This is a genomic window from Niveispirillum fermenti, assembly GCF_052474395.1.
In genome coordinates this window covers 519,660-543,127 of record NZ_CP156678.1, presented here as the reverse complement: position 1 = coordinate 543,127, position 23,468 = coordinate 519,660, and the positions used below count along the sequence as shown (strand labels likewise).

Here is a 23,468-nt window from a genome sequence, read left to right as displayed (position 1 = left end):
TGCGTCAGAATTTCGCGCCTAGCGTCAGACCCCATTCGCGCGGCCGGCCATAGCTGACCTCCGCCAGACCGAAGGCCCCGCTGGCATTGCCCGAGACGAAATAACGCCGATCCGTCACGTTCGTGGCGAACAGGGCAAGCGTCCAGCTATCATCCGGTGCGGTGTAGGTCAGACGGGTGTTGACGATGCCATAGCCGGACTGTGCCACCAGTTCGGTATTGGCCACGTCGTTGTAGAACTTGCTGTAGGCCGACAGGTCGCCGCGCAGGCTGAGCGCGCCGCCATTTTCCAGCACATGCGTATATTGCAGCCCGGTGCTGGCGGTCCATTTCGGGGTCTTCACGAACTTGGCGGCATCGGTGATGGGCAGGATCTGGGTGGGGCCCAGGCCGGTGCCGACCTTGTCATACTGGGCGTCCGTGTAACCGAGCGCCAGGTCGAAATCCAGGCCGCGGGCCGGCTTGGCCCGCACTTCCAGCTCGGCACCCTTGATGGTGCCCTTGGCGGCATTGGCCACGAAGTTGCGCGGCGTCTGGTTCACGGTGAGCTGGATATTGTCATATTTGCTGAGATAGGCGGCGACATTGACGATCAGCCTGTTGTCCAGCCAGCCTGTCTTGGCACCGGCCTCGTAGGTCCAGATGGTCTCGGGCTGATACTGCGTCACCTCCAACTCATCCGCCAGCGGGCGGGCATTGAAGCCACCGCTCTTGAAACCCTTGCCCGCAGAGAAGTACAGCAGCGCGTCGCTGCTGGCCTTGTATTCAAGCCCCAGCTTGGGCGTGAAGGCGTTCCAGTTGCTCGACCGCTGCACATCGGTGAAAACAACCTGATCGCGCTGCCGGCGGTTGAAGACCGAAATCCATTTCTTGTCGCGGTTCCACCGCGCGCCAGCCGTGACGGACAAGGCGTCGGTGAGCTTGAAATTCCCCTGGCCGAACACGGCATAGGAACTGTTGTCGATACGGTTCAGGATGATCGTGGCCGGCGACATGGGCGGGCCCAGCGGCGGCCACAGGCCCATGGCCAGATCGGCCCTGGCATCATCGGTCCCTTCCTCGGTGAAGTAATAGACGCCGCCCACCCAGGTGAAACGCCCGTCAAACCCGTCACCGCTCAACTGAAATTCCTGGCTGAACTGCCACTGGTCGTCATCATTGAAGGTCTCGCGATAGGTGAAGGGCGTATTGTCACCGTCGCGGGCGAAGGTGGCCTGCAATTCGCGATAGGCCGTGATGCTCTTGGCCTCCACATTTCCCAGGTTCCAGGTCAGGGTCCCGGCCAGGCCCCACAGGTCCAGGTCGTTGACATTGGGACCCGAAGCCCAGGTCGTGAAGGGACTGTCGGTGATGAAGGAATTGTTCAGCGTCCTCTGTCCGTTGGGCGCCGTGATGCCCAGGGTCGGCGCCACCAGATCGTTGTAGTTCACCAGGAAGGGAACCCCCGTCAGGCCCGGCGCGGGTGCGATGGCCAGAAGCTTGTTGGGTGCCGAATGTTCACGCGCCCGCGTGACGTCACCCACGAGATGGAAATTGATATCTTCCGTAACATTCGTGGAAATCTGCAGCCGGGCGCTGTCGGCGTTGCGGTCGCCCATATCCTGTCCGTCCGACAGGCGCTTGGCATAACCGTCCCGGTTCAGCGATGAAACCGACAGGCGGGTCAACACCCTGCCATCAGCCAGGGGAAGGTTCAGCGTCCCCTTCACGTCCAGCCGGTTGAAACGCCCCGTGGTCAGTTCCACCCGGCCGGTCAGCGCGTCGGTCGGCCGCTGGGTGGTGATCAGAACGGCACCGCCGATGGTGTTCTTGCCGAACAGTGTACCTTGCGGTCCGCGCAGCACCTCCACGCTCTGCAAATCCACGGCATCCATGATGCCGCCGATGGACCGCGCATAATAGACGCCATCGACATAGAATCCGACGCCCGGATCGCTGAAGATGGCGAAGTCGTTCTGGCCGATGCCTCGGATGAAGACGGTAGCGTTGTAATTGCCTCCCGACAGGGCCGCGGCCCCGTCGAATCGGATATTCGGGGTGAAACGGGCAATATTGTCCAGCGTCTCCACATTGCGGGCCTCCAGCGCCTCGGCGGTGAAGGCGGAGACGGCGACCGGCGTGTCCTGCAACGCTTCCGACCGGCGCCGGGCCGTCACGACGATCTCCTCCAGCGTCGCTGAATCGGCGGGCTGCGCCACCGGCTGGGCCGTGGCGGGCGCCGCCATGGCCATTGCCAGTCCTGATGCCAGCAAAACGCGACAAGCGGTCCGGGCATGCGGCGGCACTCCGGCCGAATGCGGCCGGCGTTCAAGAGAACCCATGGAATCCTTCCTATCGGATCTTGATCTTATTGGTGGCTGCACAGGGACCTGCGGTCCCGCAATTGCTCATATCATTTTTTAACATAATAATTATGCTTCATTCCTTTTTTCTTTGCAAGAAACAAACTGGGGCAAAAAGATTTCCATCACACGTGATTATATTTATACAAGACCAATATTCTCCATATACAAATGTTAATAGTTGATCATTTCAACTAATATGACCGAAACACCAGGCGGCTTGCAATCACAGCGGACCGGAACAACCGCCTTGTCCCTGACGCAGAACGAGGATTCCGGTTTCGCCATGGACCCGCCCGTCCTGTAGATTGATGGCGTCCGCACCGGCGGGGCCGCCGGTGCCATGGAATGGTTGTCAGGACAGTTGGATGCGTGAACAGGCAGAGAAGGGGCGGCGTGCCCTGATCACCGGCATCACCAGCCAGGACGGCGCCTATCTGGCGGCCCTGCTGCTGGACAGGGGCTATCAGGTGACAGGCACCCTGCGTCCCGGCGGCACAGTGCCGGCGGGGGCGTGGCGGTTGGCGGAAATGGGGCTGACGGGCCGGGTGGCAATGGTCACGGCGGACCTGACCGACGCGCAGGCCGCCACCGGGCTGCTGGACGAATGCCGGCCGGCGGAGCTTTATCATCTGGCCGCCCACAGCTCGGTGCATTCCTCCTTCCAGGTGCCCGCACAAACCTTTGCCAGCAACGCCGTCGCCACCACCAACCTGCTGGAGGCCATCCGCACCCGCCACCCCGCCACCCGCTTCTACCACGCCTCGACATCAGAGATGTTCGGGGCGGCGCCGGAGGTGCCGCAGCGTGAAAGCACCCTGTTCCGGCCACGCAGCCCCTATGCGGTGGCGAAAGTGGCAGCCCATCAGATGACGACGCTCTACCGCGTCGCCTATGGCCTGTTCTGCGTCAACGGCATCCTGTTCAACCATGAATCGCCGCTGCGGGGGCCAGAGTTCGTCACCACCAAGATCGTGCGCAGCCTGACCGACTGGCAGCAGGGCCGGCGGGCCGCACCCATGGCGCTGGGCCGGCTGGATGCCCGCCGCGACTGGGGGTTCGCCGGGGATTATGTTCGCGGCATGTGGGCGATGCTGCAGGCCGGACAGCCCGATGATTACCTGCTGGCCACGGGCCGGACCTGGAGCGTGCGCGATTTCGTCTGCATGACGGCCGATGCGCTGGGCCTGCGCCTGGAATGGCAGGGGGAGGGACTGACCGAGCAGGCGATCGACCTGGATACCGGTCGGCCCTGCGTCACGGTCGACCCTTCCCTGTTCCGACCAGCGGAGGTGGGGGAGTTGCGGGGCGACAGTACGCGGGCCCGTCTGCGGCTGGGCTGGTCGCCTACCGTCGATCTGCCGGCCCTGGTCACCATGATGGTGACGGCCGAACAGGCACGCCGGGGATGACATAGGCCGTTCCGGGAACGGCAGCGGTCCCGGCGATGCCCCCACCCGCGCCAGATGCACCAATCCAGTTAACATGAAGCCGCCGGCCTGCCATAAGGACAGCCGGCCCGATGAGCCCGGAACAGGAGCGGTCACGACCCATGCAGACCATCGCCGCGCTGATGGCCGACGCCACCGCCCAGCATGATGCCGGCCGCACCGCCGCGGCGGCGGCCGGATACCGCGCCGTGCTGGCCCGACAGCCGGACCATGGGGAGGCACTGCAACGGCTGGGCGTGCTGCATCTCCAGACCGGCGACCATGGGGCGGCGTTGAAGGTGCTGGACGCCGCGGTGGCGGCCGGGCCGGCCACCCCTGCCCTGCATTCCAACCGCGCCAGCGCCCTGCGGCGGCTGGGCCGCATGCAGGAAGCCCTGGAATCCTGCATGAGGGCCCTGCGTCTGGCGCCGGATTTCACCGACGCCTATGTCAATCTGGTCAATATCCTGGACCAGATGCAGCGCTATGGCGACGCCATCGTGGCGCAGAGGCAGTTGATCATCCTGCGGCCCTTTTCCGGGGAAGCCAGGCTGCAGCTCGCCCGGCTCCTGATCCTGGACAATCAGGCCGAGGCGGCGATCGACGCCCTGTACGACCTGCTGGGCATGCAGCCGCTATCGGTCGCCGCCTATGTCAATATGGGGGTGGCGCTGCGGCGGCTGGGTCGGCACGAGGAGGCGGAGACCGCCTATCGTACCGCCCTGGGCTTCGCACCGGATGATTCCGGCCTGCTCTCCAACCTGGGCATCATCCTGCAGGACCGCGACCGGTATGCCGAGGCGATCGATTGCTTCCAGCGGGCCATCGCCTGTCAACCCAACAGCGCCGCGGCCCATCTGAACCTTTCCGTTGCCTACCGGGATGAAATGCGCATCGCGCAATCGGTGGAGGCGGCCCGTGCCGCCATCCGGCATGACCCCGGCCTGGCAGCCGCCCACAGTGCGCTGGCCGTGGCCCTGCTGATGCAGGGAAACTATGCGGAGGGGTTTGCCGAATATGAATGGCGCAGCCGCATGCCGGACTTCTCCTCCCCCAAGCGGAATTTCACCACGCCCGTCTGGGACGGGAGGGACATGAAAGGCCGTACACTGGTGGTGCATGACGAACAGGGTGTGGGCGATGCGCTGCAGTTCGTTCGCTACCTGCCGCCGCTGCGGGCGCGCGGCATCGATATCGTGCTGGAATGCAACGGCCAGTTGACCCGCCTTCTGGGGAGCATGCCGGGGATGGACAGGGTGGTCGGCCGTTACCAGCCCCTGCCGCCGCATGATGCGCATGTGTCGCTGCTGTCCCTGCCCCATCTACTGGGAGCGCGGATCGACAACATCCCGGCCAACGTGCCCTATCTGGCGACAGAGCCGGCCCTGGAAGCCGAATGGGCGGGCCGGCTGGCAGGCTTCACGGGCCTGAAGGTCGGGCTGGTCTGGGCCGGCAACCCGGAATTCAAGGCCGACCGGCTGCGCTCGCCGGGGCTGGCGGCGTTCCGGCCGCTTCTGGATGTGGCGGGCGTGTCCTTCTTCGGCCTGCAGAAGGGCGCAGGGCGCCAAGACCTTGAAAGCATCGGGCCGCTGCCCGCCTGTTTCACCGATCTGGGGCCGGACATCGGCGATTTCGCCGACACCGCCGCCATCATGGCCAATCTGGACCTGGTCATCACCTCCTGCACCGGGCCGGCGCATCTGGCCGGCGCGCTGGGGCGGCCGACCTGGACTGTGCTGCCCTTCGCCCCCGACTGGCGCTGGCTGGAAGACCGGACGGACACGATCTGGTACCCGACCATGCGATTGTTCCGGCAGGAAAGGCGCGGCGACTGGACAGCCGTGCTGGCGCGGGTGATGGCGGCGCTGACGGAACGGGCCGCTATGTCCAGGGAATGAAGGGACGGATGCCGCCGGCCGCCATGTCCGGCTGCACACACAGACGGGCGCGCCCGTTCAACCGGGCCGCCAACTGGCTGAACCCGCTGGCCGCACTGATGCCGACAATGTCGGCCTGGGTCAGCACATGGAAATCCTGCAGGAATTCCAGCCCCGGCCAGGATGGCGCCGCGTCGTCCAGCGTCACCGGCCGGAATTCCCGGAAGGCGGCACGTACCGAGGGGATATCGTCACTGGCCAGATAAAGGACCGGCCGGTCCAGCGTCGGCCACAGGTCACGCAGCCAGTCGACATACCAACCCGTCTCCGTGATGGGATAGCCGAAGGCCAGGAAGTCGCCACGCCTGATATGGATGGCGACGACGGTCCGTCCGACGGCGCGCAGGGCATCGACCGGCGGGTCGATCCAGGGTGCCCATTGCGGGCGCGGACGCAGCCAGGATCGGATGCGGTCACGATATTCCACGGGGTATTCATAAAGGAATAGCGGCGACAGCACGTCCCGGTCCATCACCGGCGGCCCCTGCCGTTCGCCCGTGACAAATCCGTTCAGCACGCGCCGCGCGAACGGCCACGGTGGCAGCGGGCCACCGGGCGCCGGGTCGTCCAGATCGAAATAGGCCCCCCCGACCCAGTCCGGCGTCTCCAGCACGCAGCCATGCTTTTCCGCGTAAAGCCGCAGCAGCACATATTCCAGCACATTATGGGCAAAGCGCCCCCGGTTGCCCAGCGAGCTGGAGGTAAGGCGCGGCCGGTCAGGCGCCGGATTGGCCGGGCGGTGCCATTGCCAGCCCTGCTGGCGGCGGGTCTGTTCCAGGGCGGCCAGCGACCGGACGGTGAAGGTCCAGCAATTGTCGGTACGCAGCTTCTCCAGCCGGCCGGCCGCCACTGCCGGATCGGCGCCCTCAGCCAGATCCAGCGCCGACAGGGCGGTCAGGCATTCCACCGTGTATTGCCGGCCAGCCAGCGGCACCGTGGCCAGCCGGGTGAACAGGCTGCGCGCATCCGCCAGATGCCCGCGACGCAGCAGCAGCGTATAAAGCAGTTCCAGGCAGGTGGGCACGTCGGTGCCGGACAGCGGCATATACCCGGCCAGGGCCGCTTCCGCTTCCCCATCCCGGCCCAGATCCACCAGCACCGCCACGACCCGCGACCGCGCCGCCGCCAGCCCCAGCCGGGCGGCACGGCCGTAGCATGCCAGCGCCCCTTCCGGGTCGGCCAGCCGATAGCGCAGGTTGCCAAGGTTGAACCAGATTTCCGGCGTCCCGGGGGACAGGCTGGCGGCCAGACGCAGCGCCGCCAGCGCCGCGCCCGTGTCACCCTTCTCCAGCAGGGCATTACCCAGGCCCATCCAGGCGGCCAGCAGGCCGGGTTCCAGCGACAAAGCGCGCCGCTGGCAGGCGATGGCCTCGTCGATCCGGTCGTCCTGGCGCAGAAGCAGGCCCAGATCGTGCTGGATGTCCGCACGCGACGGCATAAGCCGTGCCGCGCGGCGCAAGGCGCGGATGGCATCCGGCCGCCCCGCCCCGCCATGGCCGGCGGATGCCGATCCCAGCGCATGCCAGGCCGGGGCGTTGGCCGGGTCGATCGCCAGCACCCTCCGCCATTGCATCATGGCCGCCGGCGTATCGCCCCGGGCCATCAGGATGTTGGCCAGGTTCAGCCGGGCCTCCAGCAGATGCGGGGCCAGGGTCAGGGCACGACGGATCAGCGTCTCCGCCTCCGTCACCCGGCCGGACTGCCGCTCGGTCATGCCCAGCAGGTGCAGGGCGTCGGCATTCCCGGGTTCCGCCGCCAGCACGTCACGATAGGCTGACGCCGCACGGTCGATCCGGCCGGCGCGATGATGGGTCAGGCCGGCATCCAGGGCATCACGCATCATTGTCATCGTCTTGCCGCCCGGGCCCGCCGGTTCAGATACTGCTTTCGTCCGTCAGGTTGACGGGGCCATGGCGGAAGGGGATCCAGTCCTTCAATTCCGCCGAATATTGCAGCCCGTAGATCGATTTCAGGAAGATGCGGTCCAGCGCCGGGCTTTCGCGCAGTGTCCGCTCCCGATCGACCAGGGGCGAGGGCGCGAACAGCTTCTCCCACAGTTCGGCAGCCTCCACCGGGCGGCCGGCCTTCTGGGTATAGTCGCGGGCGGCATCGCTCAACTGCCAGGTTTCCTCGACCATATCGTAATAGCCCATGATCCGTTCCCCGGTTACCCACATCGCAAGACAGATACAGAAGCCGGTCAGGCCCGGCAAGGCTTGGCGGCAATGGCCTTGGTCCGGGCCAGTTCCGCCAGGGCGGCCATCGCCTGATCGAACACCGGTTCCCAGTCCTGGTCGTCGATCTGGCGGAACAGACGCATGCTGGGATACCAGGGCGTGCCCTGCCCGCGCTCACCATAGATCCAATAGGGCATGAACTGCACTAGGTTCCATACTGGCCGGCCCAGCGAACCTGCCAGATGCGCCGTGGAACTGTCGGTCATGATGACCAGGTCCAGTTGTTCCACCAGGGCGGCGGTATCGGCGAAATCCTCGATATGCGGCCCCAGCGGGGTCACCAGCAGCCGGGAGACGAGGGGGTCGAGCTGTTCCTCCGGCGGGCCCTTCTGCAGGCTGTACAGCCGCACACCGGGCACCGTGCCGAACCGCAGGAACCGCGACAGGCTGGTGGCGCGCCGCCCATTGTCGGCGAAGGTGACGCGGCCCGACCAGATGATACCGACCCGCAGGATACCCGGTTGGGCCGGTCCCAGCACCCGTGCCGCCTTGGCCCGCGCATCGGGCGGGATGTGCAGCCGCACCGGCGGCGGCACCGTGTCGAAACGGGTGCCGCACAGGAACGGCAGGCTCATCTGCGACGCCTGCACATCGAAATCGGGAAAGGCGGATCCAGCGGGCACGAATTCATCGACCGGCAGGCCCCCCAGCACGCGGCGCAGTTCCGGATGGCATTCGAACAGGATGCGCCCGCCGCGTGCCTTCACAAGCGGCACATAGCGTGCGGCCATCAGCGCATCGCCGAAGCCCTGCTCGGTGGACAGGAAGATACGTCGCCCGTCCAGCGGGCTGCCGTCCCAGAGCGTGCCCGGCGTGGGGCGGGTGCGGTATGCCGGGATATGGCGGCGGAACTCGTACTCCCGGAATCCCTCCTCATAATTGCCGACCTGCAGCAGCGTCAGCGCCCGTTCCCAATGCAGGTTGGCCGAGCCGGGATCGTCGGCCAGCGCGCGGTCCAGCATCAGCAGCGCGTCATGATAGGCTGTGGCCTTACGCCGGCCGATGGCGGCGTTGAACAGCAATTGCGGGCTGTCGCCCAGCAGGCGCATCGCCCGCGCATGCGCGTCGCCGGCCTCCGCATGGCGGCCGGCATCGGTCAGAAGATTACCCAGATTCGACCAGATGCCGGCATTGTCCGGCTCGTACTCCAGACCCCGATGGTAACAGACCAGCGCCTCATCGTTCCGGCCCGCCCGGCGCAGCAGGACGCCCAGCATGCTCCATGCCGCACCGTCGCGCGGATTGGCGCGCAACGCCGCCTCCGCCTGCTGGTACAGCGCCTCGTCGCCATTGGCGGGCGCGGGGGCCGGGGCGGGGGGCGCCAAGGGGGCCGGGGCGGGAAACGGCACCGTCACCGAGGCTTGATGGGGCGGCGGCATGGTGCTGCCGCCCGTTGTTCCGCGCTTCTTCTTCGATGTCGCGTTCATGCGGGGTCCCGCTGATGGCTACCAGGCGAACCGGACCTGGGCGGTCAAACCGTGCTGGGTGCGATCGGCGCTCAACGCCGCGTCATAGCGGGCCGTCAGGCGGACATTGTTGGGCAGCGCCAACGCCAGGCCACCGCCCAGCACGGCGGTATCGCGACCGGGCTCCGCGGCACGCACGACGAAATCCTGGCCCAGCAGCGATTGTCGCGTGTTGTAGCCGGGCTTCGACAGGTCATGTTCCCAGCGGGCCGACAGTTCTGGCAGCAGGGTGCCACCGCCATCCAGGGCCACCGGATGGCTGAGCCGCAGGCCAAGCCCGCCGCGAAGGGCAGCGTGGCTGTCACTGTCGACCGACAGGTTCAGGAAGTCCGCGCCCGTTTCCGTGAAGGCATCGGCATCACTGTCATCATAGCGCAGGAAGGCGGAGGGGACCAGCAGCGTACCGCCCAGGTCCACGCGGTAACCGGCCTCCACGCCCGCACCGATGCTCTTGCCGTCGGTCTCGCCGCTGGCGGTGCGGGTGGCGGTGCCGACGGTGACGACGCGGGTCGTCTCGTAATTGCTGAAGGTCAGACCGGCCTGGGCATCGATGAACAGGCCGTCCTGGCTCCAGCCCAGGTAATTGCCGACATAATAGCTGTCGATACTGGCGCGCCCGCTGTCCCGGCGGCCGGTCACCTTGCTGTCGGCATAGCCGACGGCAAAGCCGACCCGGAATTCGTCGCTCATGCCATAATCGACGCCGGCCACACCGCCGGCCATCCGGTGGCGGAAGCCCGGATTGTTGCCGTCGTCGCTGGTGCGCGCCCGGTTGCCGAACGCGCGACCCCAGGATTGCCAACCGGTGCCGCTGCCATGCAGCCCGCCCTGGTGGGTGGCGACCATGTCACCAAAGCCACGGCTGACATCCAGGGCGGCCAGCGGCAGGTTGGCGTTGAATTCACCGGAAACGCCGCCCAGCGCCACCGACAGCCCGTCCATGTCCATCGGGATCAGCGCATTCAGCAGCGGCTGGGCTGCGGCATTGCCGGAGGCTTCCAGCGCATCGACGGCACCGCCGGCCGCAGCCTGGTTTGCGGTCAGGCCGGTCAGCCCGCGATAGGATGCGGCGGCGACATACAGATCGACGCTGGTCGGGCTGTACAGGGCCACGACGCGCGTGCCGGCCGCCAGGCCATCCGTTGGCTGGGTGATGGTCGCGAAGGTGCCGTTGACGCCACCCTCCGCCTGGATCACGCCCGTCAGCCGCTGGCCCAGCGACAGGGTGTAGCTGTTGGTGCCCGCGGTTTCCCCTGCGGCATAGGTGATGCCGCGCAGCACAGGGGTCAGCGTCACGCCGCTGCCGATCGTGTAGCTGTTGCCGGCGCCGGTGACGATGACGCGGGAATAATTGCCAGCACCATTGCCCGTGCCCGGACCGTCGATCTCCAGCGCGAGGGTGGACCCTGCGGCCTGGGTGACCGGACCCGTGAAGGTCAGCGTGCCTGGCGAGTTGCCGGGGCGCAGCGTGCCGGCGATGGTGGTGGCGCCGGTGACATGCCCGCCACCGCGCAGGGTGCCCTGCGCACCCACCGTCACGGTGCTGGCGGCATTGCCGTTGACATACAACTGACCGGCATCGACGGCGATGGCCCCGCCGGTGACGTTACCTGTCAGGGCAGCCAGGCCGCCATCGCGCACCGCCAGGGTGCCACCGGCATTGTCGATGGCACCCGACAGGGTGGTACGCCCTGTGGTGGCGACCACCAGCGTGCCCAGATTGTTGATGTTGCTGGCGATCGTGCCCTGGCCGCCGCCCGTCAGGGTCAGGGGCGTGGCCGCGGCAGCCGTGTTGATGATGGTGCCGGCCAGCGCGATGGCCATGCCGTTATTGTCGATGGTGCCGCCCGTCGTCGCCACGTTCAGCGCCAGGGTCAGCGGCTGGCCCGGCTGGCCCAGCGCGCCGGCCGTCGCCGGACGCAGCGTGCCGCCATCGAAGGTCAGCGTGCGGACGCCGGAAAGGTCGGTGCCCTGTCCGGCCAAATCATCGGTGGTATAGAAAGTCTGGCCTTTGTCGATCACCAGCCCCATATGACCGGAGGGGTTCGGCGTGCAGGACGGGCACAGCGTGACGGTGACATTGTCGATATTCTGGGCCGCACCCAGCGATTCCGCGACGAAGCGCAGTACGGACTGGCCGCTGAACGCCTGGACGTTGAAGCTGTAGGTGGTCCAGTCCGTCGGCACGGCGTCCTCGCCGGCATAGCTGAAGATTTGCGTATCGCCGAAATAGGCGCTCAACACCTCGCCACCTTCGCTTTTGAAGTCGAAGGTGACGGTGTATTTCGCCCCGACGCCCGTGGCGACACCCTGGCTCAGGCTGTTGCTGGAAAACAGGAACTCGGCGCTGTGGCCGGTGCCGTCGGACCCGGCGCCCGCCCTCACCCCATCGGGATCGCTGGCGGTCCAGTTGTCGAAGATCACGGCGTCGGAGCCGGGAACCGACGTGAAGCTTTCAAATCCGCCATTGCAGATCAGCGCACCGGCGTCACACGTGGCCGCACCCGCCTGGGAAGCCGTCACGGCGGGAATTGCCACCCCCATCAGCAGACCGGCCTTTAACCCGACCAAGACATTGGCGGCAATCGAAGACCGGATTGTGACGCGCTTCATGGAAAGGCTCCCAAGATTGATTAATGGCACTTTAACAAGACGCAGTGGCGGTCGATGAATAACCTTGATACCTGATAAATTATGTACCAACAATGATAACGGATAGAATATGGCAATTGAAAAAGTATGCTGCTCGATTATCCGGTTGAGGTAGGCACTCCTTGATTGTAGTGGCCAGCTCCTCATGGAGGGTACGTGGAAGCTGTGACATCCGCCGCAAGAAATACCAGGCTATGCCCAAAAGGATAGACCGCCCCTCCCCTCTCACCCGCCATGCCTGTGCATATTCCCGCTGATCGCCTGCGCCATTCGGCTGGTGACAGCGGCCCAGTCGCCAGGGGATGGCGCCCTGAACATCCGGACGCAATCATACCACGGCGTCCTGTCGGGATGGCGCAGCCAGCGCCAGTCAGCCAGCCAGGGCAAGGCCAGGAAGGTCGGGCGCCCCATGGCACCCGCGACATGGACCATGGCGCTGTCGCAACTGATCACCAGATCCAGATTGGCGATGATGGCGGCACTGTCGACGAAGCTGTTGAAACCATCGTCCTGTTCAGCATCGGCGAGGCAGATGATGCCAAGCGGGCCGGCCAGGGGGGCCAACTGGTCCAGGCCGGCCCGCTGCTGCAGGCTGAACAGGCGGATGCCGGGAATGGCGGCGATGCGGGCGAAGGCGGCCAGCGGGATGGACCTGTCGGGCCCGTTGGCGTGCCAGTTGATGCCAACCCGGAACCCCTCCTGCCCGATCCGTTCCGCCCAGGTGGCGACCAGATCGGCGGGGGGATGCAGATAGGGCCTGTCGCCACCCGGAATGGTATCCGCCCCGGTGCCACACAGGCCCGGCAGGCTCATCAGCGGGGCGAAGCAATCGGCGGGCGGCAGCGGATCGCCATGGCAGACCAGTTGGTCGATATCCGGCACGCAGCCCAATATGTCCCGCATCACCGGCTGGCATTCAAACAGGGTGCGGGCCCCCATCCGCTTCAGCACGCTCATATAGCGGATGAATTGCAGCGTATCGCCCAGCCCCTGTTCGAAATGGACAAGAATGGTCTTGCCGGCCAGGGGGGAGCCATCCCAGCGCGGCAGGCCGGGAAAATGACGCTTCCAGCCCCAGACGGCTTGACGGTCGCGCCAGTCATAATGCGGCCAGCCTTCCTGCAACCGGCCTTGGGAGATCAGACAGGCACCCAGATTCTTGTGATATTCCGGCACGGTCGGGGCCAGCCGGATGGCCCGGCGATACCAGATGGCCGCCGCCTCCGGCCGGTTCTGCCGCCCGATGGCACCCCCCAGATTATTGGCGACCGATGCCATGTCCGGCTTCAATGCCACCGCCAGCCGGTAGGCCCGCTCCGCCTCCGCCGGCCGGTCCAGCGCCATCAGCGCATTGCCCAGGCGGAAGGCCGCATCTGGAAAGTCCGGCTGCTGCCGCAGCAGGCGCGCCAACAGGACCAGGGCCGGTTCCGGCCGCCCCTGTGCCGCCAGCAGGCTGCCCAGCCGGAACAATATATGGGGATGGTCGGGGCGCAGCCGATGGGCTGCCGACAGCACCGGCAAGGCCGCCGCACCCTGTCCGGAATCTTCCAGCGCGATGCCCAGGTTGAACAGGGCGACGGGATGGTCGGGCATCAGGCGCACGGCAGCGGCGAAATGACCGGCGGCCTCTCCCGGCCGCCCCGCCGCATGGGCGGCGATGCCGGCCTCGACCTGCAGACGGAAATCATCGGACATTCCTTGCTTCCCCTGTGGCCCTTCCTTTTGCAGGCTGCCGCCCATGGTATTAGGCACTGACAAGCGGCTTGGCAATGTCGGCCAGCACCGTCATGCTCCCGCCACCCGCCCCCGAAGAGACAACGCCTTGCACCCCGCTTCCCCGCCCGACCTGCTGCGCGCCATCATGGATGCCTATCGCCAGGGCCGGCTGATGGATGCGGAGGGCCTGTGCCGCCGGTTGTTGCAGCAGGACGCCGCCCATGTCGGTGGTCTGTTCATGCTGGCCGTGCTGCGCATGGCGGTGGGTGATGATGATGCGGCGGCACACCTGTTCCGGCGTACCCTGGTGCTGTCGCCTGCCATCGCCGATGCCTATGGCAATCTGGCGGCCATCCGGCAACGCCAGGGGGCCGTAACGGAAGCCGCAAGATTGCTGGACCATGCCCTGGCCCTGTCGCCGGACAATGCCGGCTGGCGGGCCAGCCGCGCCCTGCTGCGGCCGGACGGGGCAGCGGCGACAGGGGATTGCCGGCGCGCGCTGGTGCGGGCACCGGGCCTGTCCGCCGCGTGGCGGGCCATGGGCCATGCGCGGCGTCAGGCGGGCGACGCGGCAGGGGCCGCCACCGCCTTTGACCGCGCCCACCGCACCGACCCGGCCTTTCCCCTGACGCAGGACGAGAGCTTTACCTGCAAACTGCTGGCGGCTGACTGGCGGGATTATGACGGGCAGCGGCAGCGGCTGCTGACGCGCATCGACCAGGGCGGCCCCGCCCTGCCCTTGTTGACGCAATGGATCGGGGCCAGTCCGGCGCAACAACGCCGCGCCGCCGAGCGCGTGTGGAAGCACCAGGGCCAGGCGCTTTCCCCCGTTTCCCCCGCCCCCCGGCGATGGGGCGGCAAGGATGATGGCCGGTTGACCATCGCCTATCTCTCCGCCGATTTCCACGAGCATGCCACCGCCTATCTGATCGCGGAACTGTTTGAGCAGCATGACCGGCAGGGCTTCCGCGTCCTGGCCGGCAGTTATGGCAGAGAGGATGGCAGCGCCATCCGCCAGCGCATCCAGGGGGCTGTGGACCGCTTCCACGATCTGACCCGCATGGGGAATACAGAGGTTGCGGCATGGGCAGCGGCGGAGCACGTGGATATCCTGGTTGATCTGAAAGGTTATACGGCGGGCGGGCGGCTGGACCTGCTGTCACGCCGGCTGGCGCCGATACAGGTGGCCTATCTGGGCTATCCGGGCACAATGGGCGGCGGGGTGCTGGATTACCTGATCGGTGACCCCGTGGTCAGCCCGGCGGACCATCAGGCTTTTTACCATGAAAAGCTGGCCATCCTGCCCGATTGCTATCAGGTAAATGACCGCAAGCGCCCCCTGCCCACCACCATGCCTGACCGCGCCGCCCTGAGCCTGCCGGACCGGGGCTTCGTGTTCGGGGCGCTGCATACGCCGCAGAAGCTCAATCCCGCCCTGTTTGCGCTCTGGATGCGGCTGCTGCGCGCCGTGCCGGATAGTTGCCTGTGGCTGTACGATCCGCACGGGGCCGCCACCGGAAACCTGCGGGAAGCCGCACGACAGGCGGGGGTGAACCCGGCCCGGCTGGCCTTTGCCGGCCCCGCGCCGTTACCCGTGCATCTGGCGCGCTACCGCGCCATCGACCTGTGCCTGGACAGCTTCCCCTATACCGGCCACACCACCACGTCGGATGCGCTGTGGATGGGCGCGCCCGTGGTGGCCATGCTGGGCGACGGCTTTGCGGCCCGTGTATCGGCCAGCCTGCTACGGGCCGTCGGGCTGCCCAACCTGATCACCGCCGATGCGGCGGGGTACGAGGCGCTGGCCCTGGCACTGGCGCGCGACCCACCGCGGCTGGCAAGTCTGCGGCAACATCTGGAACAGGCACGCCCCACGGCCCCCCTGTTCGACACGCCGCGCTTCACGGCGCATCTGGAGGAAGCCTACCGGATGATGTGGGGCCGCCACCGTGCCGGCCTGCCGCCGGACACCCTCACCGTACCGCCACGCGCCTGACCAGGGCGTCGCGCACCCGCGCCATTACCGGCCCCCAATCGCCAGCCCGTTCCTGCCGGAACAGGCGCATGGTCGGATACCAGGGGCTGTCCTCCCCCGCCTCCCGCCAGCGCCAGTCGGCATTCAGCGGCAGCACGGTCCAGACCGGGCGGCCCATCGCGCCGGCCAGGTGCGGCGGTGCGGTGCAGGAGGAAATGACCAGATCCAGACTGGCCATGATGGCGGCACTATCGGCAAAATCCGCAATGGCCGGCCCCAGATCGGTGACGTTGGCCCCCAGCCGCCGGGCCATCCCGTCAAGATCACGCCGCCCCCCACCCTTCTGCAGGGCGAAGAACTGCACGCCCGGCACATCCAGCAGCGGCAGGAAAGCCGCCAGTCCGGGGGAGCGGCGATGATCATCCTTGAAATCCGGATTGCCGGCCCAGACCAGCCCCACCTTCAAACCGCCAGCCCCCGCCAGCCGGTCTGCCCAATGCGCCGCCAGCCCCGGTTCTGCCGCCAGATAGGGCACCGGGGCGGGTATGTCATCCAGACCCAGCCGATGCGGCAGGCTCATCATGGAGACATGGGCATCGTGGGGCGGCAGCGGATCGCCCCGCGCCACGATGCCGTGAACACCCCGAAGGCCGGCGAACAGCCGGGCCAGCGGCCGGGCGCATTCCACCACCACCCGCACCCCACGCTGTGCCAGCAGCGGAGCAAAGCGGGCGAACTGTATCCCGTCACCCAACCCCTGTTCATCATGGACCAGCAGGGTCAGCCCGGCGGGATCACTGCCGTTCCAGGCGGGTGAGGGATAGGGCTGTTCAGGGGGCGCATATTCCTTCAGCCGCGTGCGCCATTCATAGGCCGCGAAACCCACCCGCATCTGCCCTTTCAGCAACAGGCAGGTCGCCAGCAATGTGTTGGCCGGCGCATGGGCGGGATCGGCGGCCAGCGCCTGCCGGCAATAATCCATGGCCGCGTCGATGCGGTTCTGGTTGCGCAGCACCAGCCCGAGATTGAGCCAGGCATCGGCGAAATCCGGCTTCAACCGTATGGCCCGGCGCAGCCATGCCGCGGCCTCATTGTCGCGCCTGCCATCCTGGGCCAGGGCCAGCCCCAGATTATTCAGCGTCGCCGGGTCGTCAGGGACCAGCACCAGCGCCCGGCGATAGGCGTCCACCGCCGCCTCATAGTGCCGCTGGTTCTTCAGGGCGACACCCAGATTGACATGGGCGCGGGCATCATGCGGCGTGAGGCGCAGCAGGTCGCGCCACGCGGTTTCCGCCTCTCCATCACGCCCCAGCGCCATCAGTGACGATGCCAGCAGGAAGCGCTGCAAGGCACTGTCCGGCACCCGCGCGATATAGCGGCGCAGCGGCACCAGCGCCCCTTCATGGTCGCCCATGTCCAGCAGCACGCTGGCCAGATTATGCTGGGCCATGTCCATGTCGGGGTCGATCAGCACCGCTTCCCGGCCCGCAATGGCAGCCTCTTCCAGCCGCCCCAGCGCCCGCAGGGCCGTACAGAGGTTGGTGAAGGCCGCCGCATTGCCATGCCGCCGCCGCAGCGACCGGGCCAGCAGCGGGACAGCCCCCGCCGCATCCCCCCGCGCCAGCACCAGCGCGCCCAGGGCGCTCAACAGGTCCGGGTCATCCGGTCGATCCTGCAGCGCGCGGCGGTATTCGGCTTCCGCCGCCGCCAGCGGTTCATTGCCGCCGCTCATCCCGTCCCCTCCGGTGCCACCCAGCCTTTGGCGATGAAATCCGGCAGCAAAGCGCGCAGGGCAGCGGGGAAATGATCGTCGATGGGCACGCGGGCCAGGGCCGTCCACATGCCGGGGATGGCCCCCTCATCAAACCGGCCGGTGGTGAAGAACCGTTCCAGTCGGGTCCGGTTGGCAGCATCATCCTGTCCGAAACTGCCAATCATCTCCCGATGCGCAAAGGCATCCAGCTTGGCCAGGAACCGGTCGATCCCGCCCATCCAGGTAAAGTGCCAGCCGGCGGCGGGCAGGGGCTGGCCGATGCGCTGCTTGGCCAGATAGCGCATATTGTTGGCCCCCACCCGCTGCACCAGCTCATAGGGGGCCGCCGCCACCGATATCCAGGGATCGGGGGAGCGCAGGTTCAGGAAATAGAGATAGATATCCAATTCCGGGGCGAACAGGGCGGGGCCACCCGGCCCGGCATCGCGCAGATGCTGCACCACGGACGGACGCAGGATTTCATCGGCATCGCTGATGATCACCATATCGTCCGGTCCGGCAGCGGTCAGGCCGCGCAGGATCGCCTGGCGCTGGTGCCCTTCCCGCACCCAGGCAAAGCCGCCGGGATCATCGGCCACCACGACATGAATGATCTTGTCGGCATAGGCGGCGAAGCGCTGGCGGTTTTCCGCGAAATAAAGCGGCTTGGGCGTGCCGGCATGGGTATAGGTCGCCTCCACCAGCACGAAATGATCGACCACGGGCGACAGTTCGGCCAGCCGCAATTCCAGCAGGTCCAGCTCATTATAGAACTGGAAGCAATCATAGATCTTGCGCCCGCCCGGCGGCGGGGCCGGCAGGGTCGGGGTGATGGCACCGGTGGCGTTGAACCAGGACAGGAAGGCATCATAGCCGCGCAGCGTGCCCCACATGACGGAGCGCTCGCCCTCGTCATTATCATCCAGATGCAGCGACTGGCCGATCTGCCCGATCAGGGCCGATGCTTGCGCCTGCCAGCCGGGCTCAAGCCGGCCATTGGCCCCGTCGGTCATCACCGATCCCAGATTTTCCAGCATCAGGCGTTGCGCCAGGGCCAGCCGCGCCTGATTGAGCCGCACTCCCGCCCCCTCGTCACCGCCAAGGGAAGCCGCCTGCCTCAACAGTTCCACCTGTTCCGCCCGCCGCCCCTTCAGCCGGTGGCGCGCCGCCACCATGCGCAGCAGCAGGGCATGACGCTGACCGGCATCGCGGGTGGCCGCCTGCCGGGCCAGGCTGGCATCTTCGCCCAAGGCCGCCGCCACCTGGGCCATGGCGGGGAACAGGCGGGCGGCCTCCGTCCCATCCAGGGAGCCCGCCCGCGCCAGGGCGGCTGTTTCCGACGCCTCCAGCCAGCCGGACAGCAGGGAACGGGCCTGTTTCGTGGACAGCACCGCCGCACTGTCGATCCGCAGGGCGGCATCCGCCAGGGTCAAAGCCAGCCCATGATCGCCCATGCCGTAGGCGGCAGCACCAGCGGCCAGCCGGATGCCGGTATCGTCCGGCACCATATCCGCCACCAGCAGACAGGCCGCCAGCAGGGCGGGCGCGTCCCCGACATTCTGGGCCTGCAGCGCCACCTGCCTAGCGGCTGCCACCAGCATGTCAGCAAAGGGCCCCTTGGCCAGCAGCGGCCAGACCCCGCGCAGCGCCGCGACACGCCGGGCCAAAGACGCCCCATCCTCCCCCGCCGCTGCACCGGCCAGCAGCGCCGGCATCCAGCCCTGCCATTCCGCCATCGGCACCGGTCCGGCCAGCCGGCATGCGCGGCCCAGCGACAGCAGCGCGTCGGTCGCCTGGCCCTGTGCCGCCTGCACCTGCAGCAGCATCCGCCACGCCCCGGCATGGGCCGGGTCCAGCGCCAGCACCTGGGCGCAGATATCCGCCATCCCGTCATGATGGTCCACCATCGCCGGGCCGCGCAGCCGGGCCAGCAGGCCCGGCACGTCACCCGGCGGCGCCTGCCAGACCGTGGCATCCTGCATCCAGGCCTGCCATTGCGCGGCCCGCCGGTTCCAGCCTTCGGCGGCATCGGCCTGTGCCATCTGGGCCCGCAGGTGGCGGGCGGTGGCGGCCGGATCATCCCGGCGGCGGCGCAACTCATCCACCAGCGCATCGGCAAAGCGGGTGGCATGGTCCACCGGATCGGCCGGCACCGGCAGCAGCCGGGCAAAGCCGGCAGCCGTCTCCGTCAGCGCGCCCAGCCGGCTGGACATAACAAGGCAGCCGGCGGCCATCGCTTCCAGCACGCTGATGCAGGAGGTTTCGGCAAAGCGGTTGGGATAGGCCAGGGCCGTTACATCGCGCAAGCCGGCGGCCAGCGCCGGCTGGGTCACCCCGCCAATATACTCCACCCCGTCGGTCCGGCGGCACTGTTCATACAGCGCGCCATAGGGGTCGCGCGCCAGGGGCACCTGATAGGTTTCCAGCGAGGAATAGACGCGCAGCCGCGTGCCGGGAAGGGCGGCCCGGATGCGCGGCATCGCGGCCAGCAGCACATTCAGCCCCCGGAAGGGCGTGCTGGTATAGGCCAGGATGGGCGGCCAGGGCTTGGCCGCCACAATGTCCGCCCCGGCGGGAAACAGGCCGGCGAAACAGGGGGAAGGCGCGTTGCGCATGATATGGCAGCGATGCCGGGGCAGCCGGAAGCGGCGGATGAAATCCTCCCGCTGCCAGCGGCTGACAAAGATGAAGGCATCCCACATGCCGGCGATGGCGGGGTCGGCCAGTCCGGCCACCGCCGGCTGATCCCCGGCATGCTGGGTCCATAGCACCAGATGCCGGTCACCGGTCATGGCGGCGCGCAGCCCACGCACCCCGTCACCATCACAGCCCCCCATCACCACCAGCATGTCGGACTGCGCCAGCCCGGACACCGGCATGGCGGTGTGATGGTGGCACGAAACCCCGTCCACCCTGCCCGGTGTCGTGGTGCCATTGACCAGGGAGACATCGAAACCACCCCGCGCCAGGGCCGGCGCCAGATAGCAGACGGCCGATTGCGTGCCGCCCAGCGGGGCCATCCGCACCGTAAGGGGCGTGTAATCGCCGAAGGTCGTGTCGAAGAAGACGAGTTTCATGACCCTATGGACCGGCACTATCGTTCCGCTTTTTCTTCCTGTTAGCATAATTTGGCTGCTATGGGACGCATTGACGAGACTGGGGCGGGGAAAGCATGCCTATCAACCCGGCGGAATGCCGCCGCCGTCTGGCGGATGATCCGGCCGACCTGATCGCGCTTCAGTCCCTGGCCATGCATATGCGGGACACGGGCGACGGGATGCAGGCCCTGCGCCTTTATCGCCGCGCCCATGTCCTGCATCGTGACACGCCCGCGTTCGATCGACAGGTCGACGCCACCCTGCATGTGGCGCTGAACCAGATATCCGCCCTGCTGGACCCCGGGCATTTCGAGGAAGCGGAGACCCGTCTGGAATGGCTGGCCAGCTTCATCCCGCCATCCGGCGATCTGGCCCGGTTGCTGGCCACGGTCTGGTTCATCCGGGGCCGCGAGGGCGATGCCATCGCCATGCTGCCGCGTGCCGGCATCACGGCGCCGGAGGATAGTGGCATTGCCGTCGCGATGAGGGCGCTTGACACCCATCGCCAGCAATATGGCGTCATCGGCACCGTGATCATCCCCGCCTTCAAGGCGGCCGATACCATCGGGGAAAGCCTGGACAGCATCCTGACCGCGCTGGCCCATTACCGCACCGCATCGGGGCGGGAGGATGCGCAGGTTCATATTGTGGTGGTGGATGATGCCTCGCCCGACGACACGGTGGACGTGGTGCGCCGATGGGGCCGGGCGCATCCGGACCAGGGGCTGGCCCTGATCGTCAACAATCAGAACCGGGGGGCGGGGCGGGCCCGCAATGCCGGCGTCGCCGCCGCCCTTGGTCCCTATCTCTGGTTCCTGGATGCCGACGACCGGTTCCTGGAACGGCATTTCCACCTCACGGCCAGCGTGCTGGATGCCAATCCGCGCTGGGACTATGTGCGCACGGACATCCTGTTCGACCATATCGACGCACAGATATCCACGGCATGGCGCGACGCCTCGGTGCGCACATATCCCTGCAACCTCTGCATCCGGCGGGAAGCCCACACGCGCTCGGGCGGATTTCCGGAGGAAACGCCCTTCTGGCCGGCCACGGCCGACGACGTCGCCTATTCCCGCGCCATCACGCTGATGCTGAAGGGCATACAGATCGGCGTGAAGACGGTTTTCTACCGAATGCGGCCCGGCAACGTCCTGGATCGCCTGCAGGCGGAGATGACCAGCCCCCGCCCCCCTGGAGTGGGGGGAGAGGTCGACGCCCGTTTCATGGCCATCGAGATCCTGATCCGCCGCCGCCTGCACGCGCTGACTGCCGGGCATGAGGCCACGGAGCGCGACCGGGCTAAAACCGCGACGGTGCTGGTGTCCCTGGCCCATGAACGCACCGGAGCGGATGATCACGCCACCGCCCATGCCCTGCTGCGCCGTGCCACGGGTCTGGCCCCCACCCTTGCCACCGCCTGGTTCGAGCTGGGCCTGGCCGCGCATCGCCTGTCACGGCGGAACGAGGCGAAAGCCGCGTTCGCCCGCGCGGTCGGCCTCTGTCCCGACCTGGCGCCCCCCCATGTCAATCTCGGCCTGCTGCTGGCGGAGGATGGGGATGCGGCCACGGCCCTGCCCCACCTGCACCGTGCCGTGGAACTGGCACCCAACAACGCCAACGCCCGTTTCCTGCTGGCCCGCGTCCTGCGCCGTCTGGGCCGGACAGCGGATGCGACGGTGAACCTGCAACAAGCCATCGCCCTTTCCCCCACCCTGGCGGAATATCATGCCGAATGGTCGGGCCTGCTGCTGGACGGTGGCGACGATGCGGCGGCGCTGGCGGCGGCGGACCGTGCCATCTCGCTTTCCCCCGGTCTTTATGGCGGGCACGCGGCCAGGGCCGCAGCACTGGAGGCCCTGGAGCGGCCGGGCGATGCGCTGGCCGCCTGGGACCGGGCCATTGCCTGCAACCAGGGCTATGGAGAGGCGTTCACCCGTCGCGCCCTGCTGCTGCTGACCGGGCAATGGGGCCCAGCGCCCACGCCGCGCGCGCGGGCCCGGAATGACGGTCAGCGGCTCGCCCTGACCCGGCTGGGCAGCAATGGCCGATTCGGCAATCAGATTCTCCAATATGGCACCGCCCGGCTCTACGCGCAGCGCCACGGCCTGACGCTCGAAACACCGCCCTGGATCGGCCGACACCTGTTCGGCCTGGATGATCCCCTGCCCGGGCCGGCCCTGCCCCGGCTGTCGGAGGAAGCGGCAGGATTGGCGACGGGCCTCGCCCCAGGCGCCCCACCCTTCGCCGCCGGTCACGATATCGACGGTTATTTCTGCGGCGACACCACGGCGTTCGCCCCCTTCGCCGACGATTTCCGCGGCTTCTTCACCCGCGCAGAGCGCTGGCGCGGGCGCATGGCGCAGGTGGCGGACCGGCTGCGGCAGGCCGGCGACACCGTTGTGGCCCTGCATCTGCGGCGTGGTGATTTCGGCTGGGGGCCGTTCTGGATCGCACCGGAGGCCTGGTATCTGGACTGGCTGGCGGATATCTGGCCCCGGCTTGAACGACCGGCGCTCTATATCGCCACGGATGATCCCGCCAGCCTGGCCGCCTTCGCCGGCTACCGGCCCCTGACCGCCGCCGGCCTGGGTCTGGCCCCGATCAGCGGCGCCGGCTTCCTGGATGATTTCCAGGCCCTCTGCGCGGCCGACATCCTGGCCATCTCCAACAGCACCTTTTCCTTCACGGCGGGATTGCTGAACGACCGGGCAATGGCGTTCCACCGGCCGGATCGTGCGGCCGGCCTCCTGATCTCCTTTGACCCCTGGGCATCGCCCGCACTTCTTCATTAACCAGTATATTTTTCAACACCATTACGTGTTAACAAATATATAGGGATTTTATACATTCATTAACACTC

The 23,468-nt window shown here is 67.3% G+C and carries 12 protein-coding genes; 4 read left to right on the top strand and 8 right to left on the bottom strand.

The window, feature by feature from the left end:
* Positions 1 to 4: 4 nt before the first annotated feature.
* On the bottom strand, positions 5 to 2,224 hold the full coding sequence (locus tag ABC728_RS02035) for a TonB-dependent receptor (protein ID WP_445376311.1): 2,220 nt from the start codon (positions 2,222 to 2,224) through the stop codon (positions 5 to 7).
* A 485-nt stretch (positions 2,225 to 2,709) separates the two neighbouring features.
* Between ABC728_RS02035 and ABC728_RS02030 the strand changes: the two genes are divergently transcribed.
* Entirely contained in the window at positions 2,710 to 3,753 is a 1,044-nt protein-coding gene (locus ABC728_RS02030) for a GDP-mannose 4,6-dehydratase (protein ID WP_416621905.1), read from the top strand.
* Between the two features lie 110 nt (positions 3,754 to 3,863).
* On the top strand, positions 3,864 to 5,669 hold the full coding sequence (locus tag ABC728_RS02025) for a tetratricopeptide repeat protein (protein ID WP_416621906.1): 1,806 nt from the start codon (positions 3,864 to 3,866) through the stop codon (positions 5,667 to 5,669).
* On the opposite strand, the gene ABC728_RS02020 is transcribed toward ABC728_RS02025, so the two are convergent.
* From ABC728_RS02020 to ABC728_RS02000, 5 genes are all read right to left on the bottom strand, one after another.
* Positions 5,653 to 7,551: a tetratricopeptide repeat protein gene (locus tag ABC728_RS02020; RefSeq protein ID WP_416621907.1), complete on the bottom strand. Its 1,899-nt coding sequence runs from the start codon at positions 7,549 to 7,551 to the stop codon at positions 5,653 to 5,655. The genes ABC728_RS02025 and ABC728_RS02020 overlap by 17 nt on opposite strands.
* 31 nt (positions 7,552 to 7,582) lie before the next feature.
* Positions 7,583 to 7,861 (bottom strand): hypothetical protein, encoded by a 279-nt coding sequence (locus tag ABC728_RS02015; RefSeq protein WP_416621908.1) that lies wholly within the window; start codon positions 7,859 to 7,861, stop codon positions 7,583 to 7,585.
* 47 nt (positions 7,862 to 7,908) lie between these two features.
* Positions 7,909 to 9,372 (bottom strand): tetratricopeptide repeat protein, encoded by a 1,464-nt coding sequence (locus tag ABC728_RS02010; RefSeq protein WP_416621909.1) that lies wholly within the window; start codon positions 9,370 to 9,372, stop codon positions 7,909 to 7,911.
* Between the two features lie 18 nt (positions 9,373 to 9,390).
* Complete coding sequence (locus ABC728_RS02005; RefSeq protein WP_416621910.1) at positions 9,391 to 12,024, bottom strand: autotransporter outer membrane beta-barrel domain-containing protein; 2,634 nt, start codon at positions 12,022 to 12,024, stop codon at positions 9,391 to 9,393.
* Positions 12,025 to 12,288: 264 nt separating this feature from the next.
* The gene (locus ABC728_RS02000; RefSeq protein WP_416621911.1) at positions 12,289 to 13,758 is read right to left on the bottom strand and encodes a tetratricopeptide repeat protein; all 1,470 of its coding nucleotides are present in this window, start codon (positions 13,756 to 13,758) and stop codon (positions 12,289 to 12,291) included.
* Between the two features lie 127 nt (positions 13,759 to 13,885).
* Between ABC728_RS02000 and ABC728_RS01995 the strand changes: the two genes are divergently transcribed.
* Entirely contained in the window at positions 13,886 to 15,775 is a 1,890-nt protein-coding gene (locus ABC728_RS01995) for an O-linked N-acetylglucosamine transferase, SPINDLY family protein (RefSeq protein ID WP_416621912.1), read from the top strand.
* Here the strand turns inward: ABC728_RS01995 and ABC728_RS01990 are convergent.
* Positions 15,753 to 17,486: a tetratricopeptide repeat protein gene (locus ABC728_RS01990; protein WP_416621913.1), complete on the bottom strand. Its 1,734-nt coding sequence runs from the start codon at positions 17,484 to 17,486 to the stop codon at positions 15,753 to 15,755. The two genes, ABC728_RS01995 and ABC728_RS01990, sit on opposite strands and share 23 nt — an antisense overlap.
* Entirely contained in the window at positions 17,483 to 20,584 is a 3,102-nt protein-coding gene (locus ABC728_RS01985) for a glycosyltransferase (RefSeq protein ID WP_416621914.1), read from the bottom strand. The genes ABC728_RS01990 and ABC728_RS01985 overlap by 4 nt, the downstream gene beginning before the upstream one ends.
* 95 nt (positions 20,585 to 20,679) lie before the next feature.
* Here ABC728_RS01985 and ABC728_RS01980 point away from each other — a divergent pair, with 95 nt between their 5' ends.
* Positions 20,680 to 23,400: a glycosyltransferase gene (locus tag ABC728_RS01980; protein WP_416621915.1), complete on the top strand. Its 2,721-nt coding sequence runs from the start codon at positions 20,680 to 20,682 to the stop codon at positions 23,398 to 23,400.
* Positions 23,401 to 23,468: the final 68 nt, after the last annotated feature.

Excerpts from the sequence above, each read along its gene's own strand:
- ABC728_RS02015 (WP_416621908.1), bottom strand. The coding sequence starts at position 7,861 with ATGGGCTATTACGATATGGTCGAGGAAACCTGGCAGTTGAGCGATGCC.
- ABC728_RS01990 (WP_416621913.1), bottom strand. The coding sequence starts at position 17,486 with ATGAGCGGCGGCAATGAACCGCTGGCGGCGGCGGAAGCCGAATACCGC.
- ABC728_RS02035 (WP_445376311.1), bottom strand. The coding sequence starts at position 2,224 with ATGGCGGCGCCCGCCACGGCCCAGCCGGTGGCGCAGCCCGCCGATTCA.
- ABC728_RS02010 (WP_416621909.1), bottom strand. The coding sequence starts at position 9,372 with ATGAACGCGACATCGAAGAAGAAGCGCGGAACAACGGGCGGCAGCACC.
- ABC728_RS01985 (WP_416621914.1), bottom strand. The coding sequence starts at position 20,584 with ATGAAACTCGTCTTCTTCGACACGACCTTCGGCGATTACACGCCCCTT.
- ABC728_RS02025 (WP_416621906.1), top strand. The coding sequence starts at position 3,864 with ATGAGCCCGGAACAGGAGCGGTCACGACCCATGCAGACCATCGCCGCG.
- ABC728_RS01980 (WP_416621915.1), top strand. The coding sequence starts at position 20,680 with ATGCCTATCAACCCGGCGGAATGCCGCCGCCGTCTGGCGGATGATCCG.
- ABC728_RS02030 (WP_416621905.1), top strand. The coding sequence starts at position 2,710 with ATGCGTGAACAGGCAGAGAAGGGGCGGCGTGCCCTGATCACCGGCATC.
- ABC728_RS02005 (WP_416621910.1), bottom strand. The coding sequence starts at position 12,024 with ATGAAGCGCGTCACAATCCGGTCTTCGATTGCCGCCAATGTCTTGGTC.
- ABC728_RS02020 (WP_416621907.1), bottom strand. The coding sequence starts at position 7,551 with ATGATGCGTGATGCCCTGGATGCCGGCCTGACCCATCATCGCGCCGGC.
- ABC728_RS02000 (WP_416621911.1), bottom strand. The coding sequence starts at position 13,758 with ATGTCCGATGATTTCCGTCTGCAGGTCGAGGCCGGCATCGCCGCCCAT.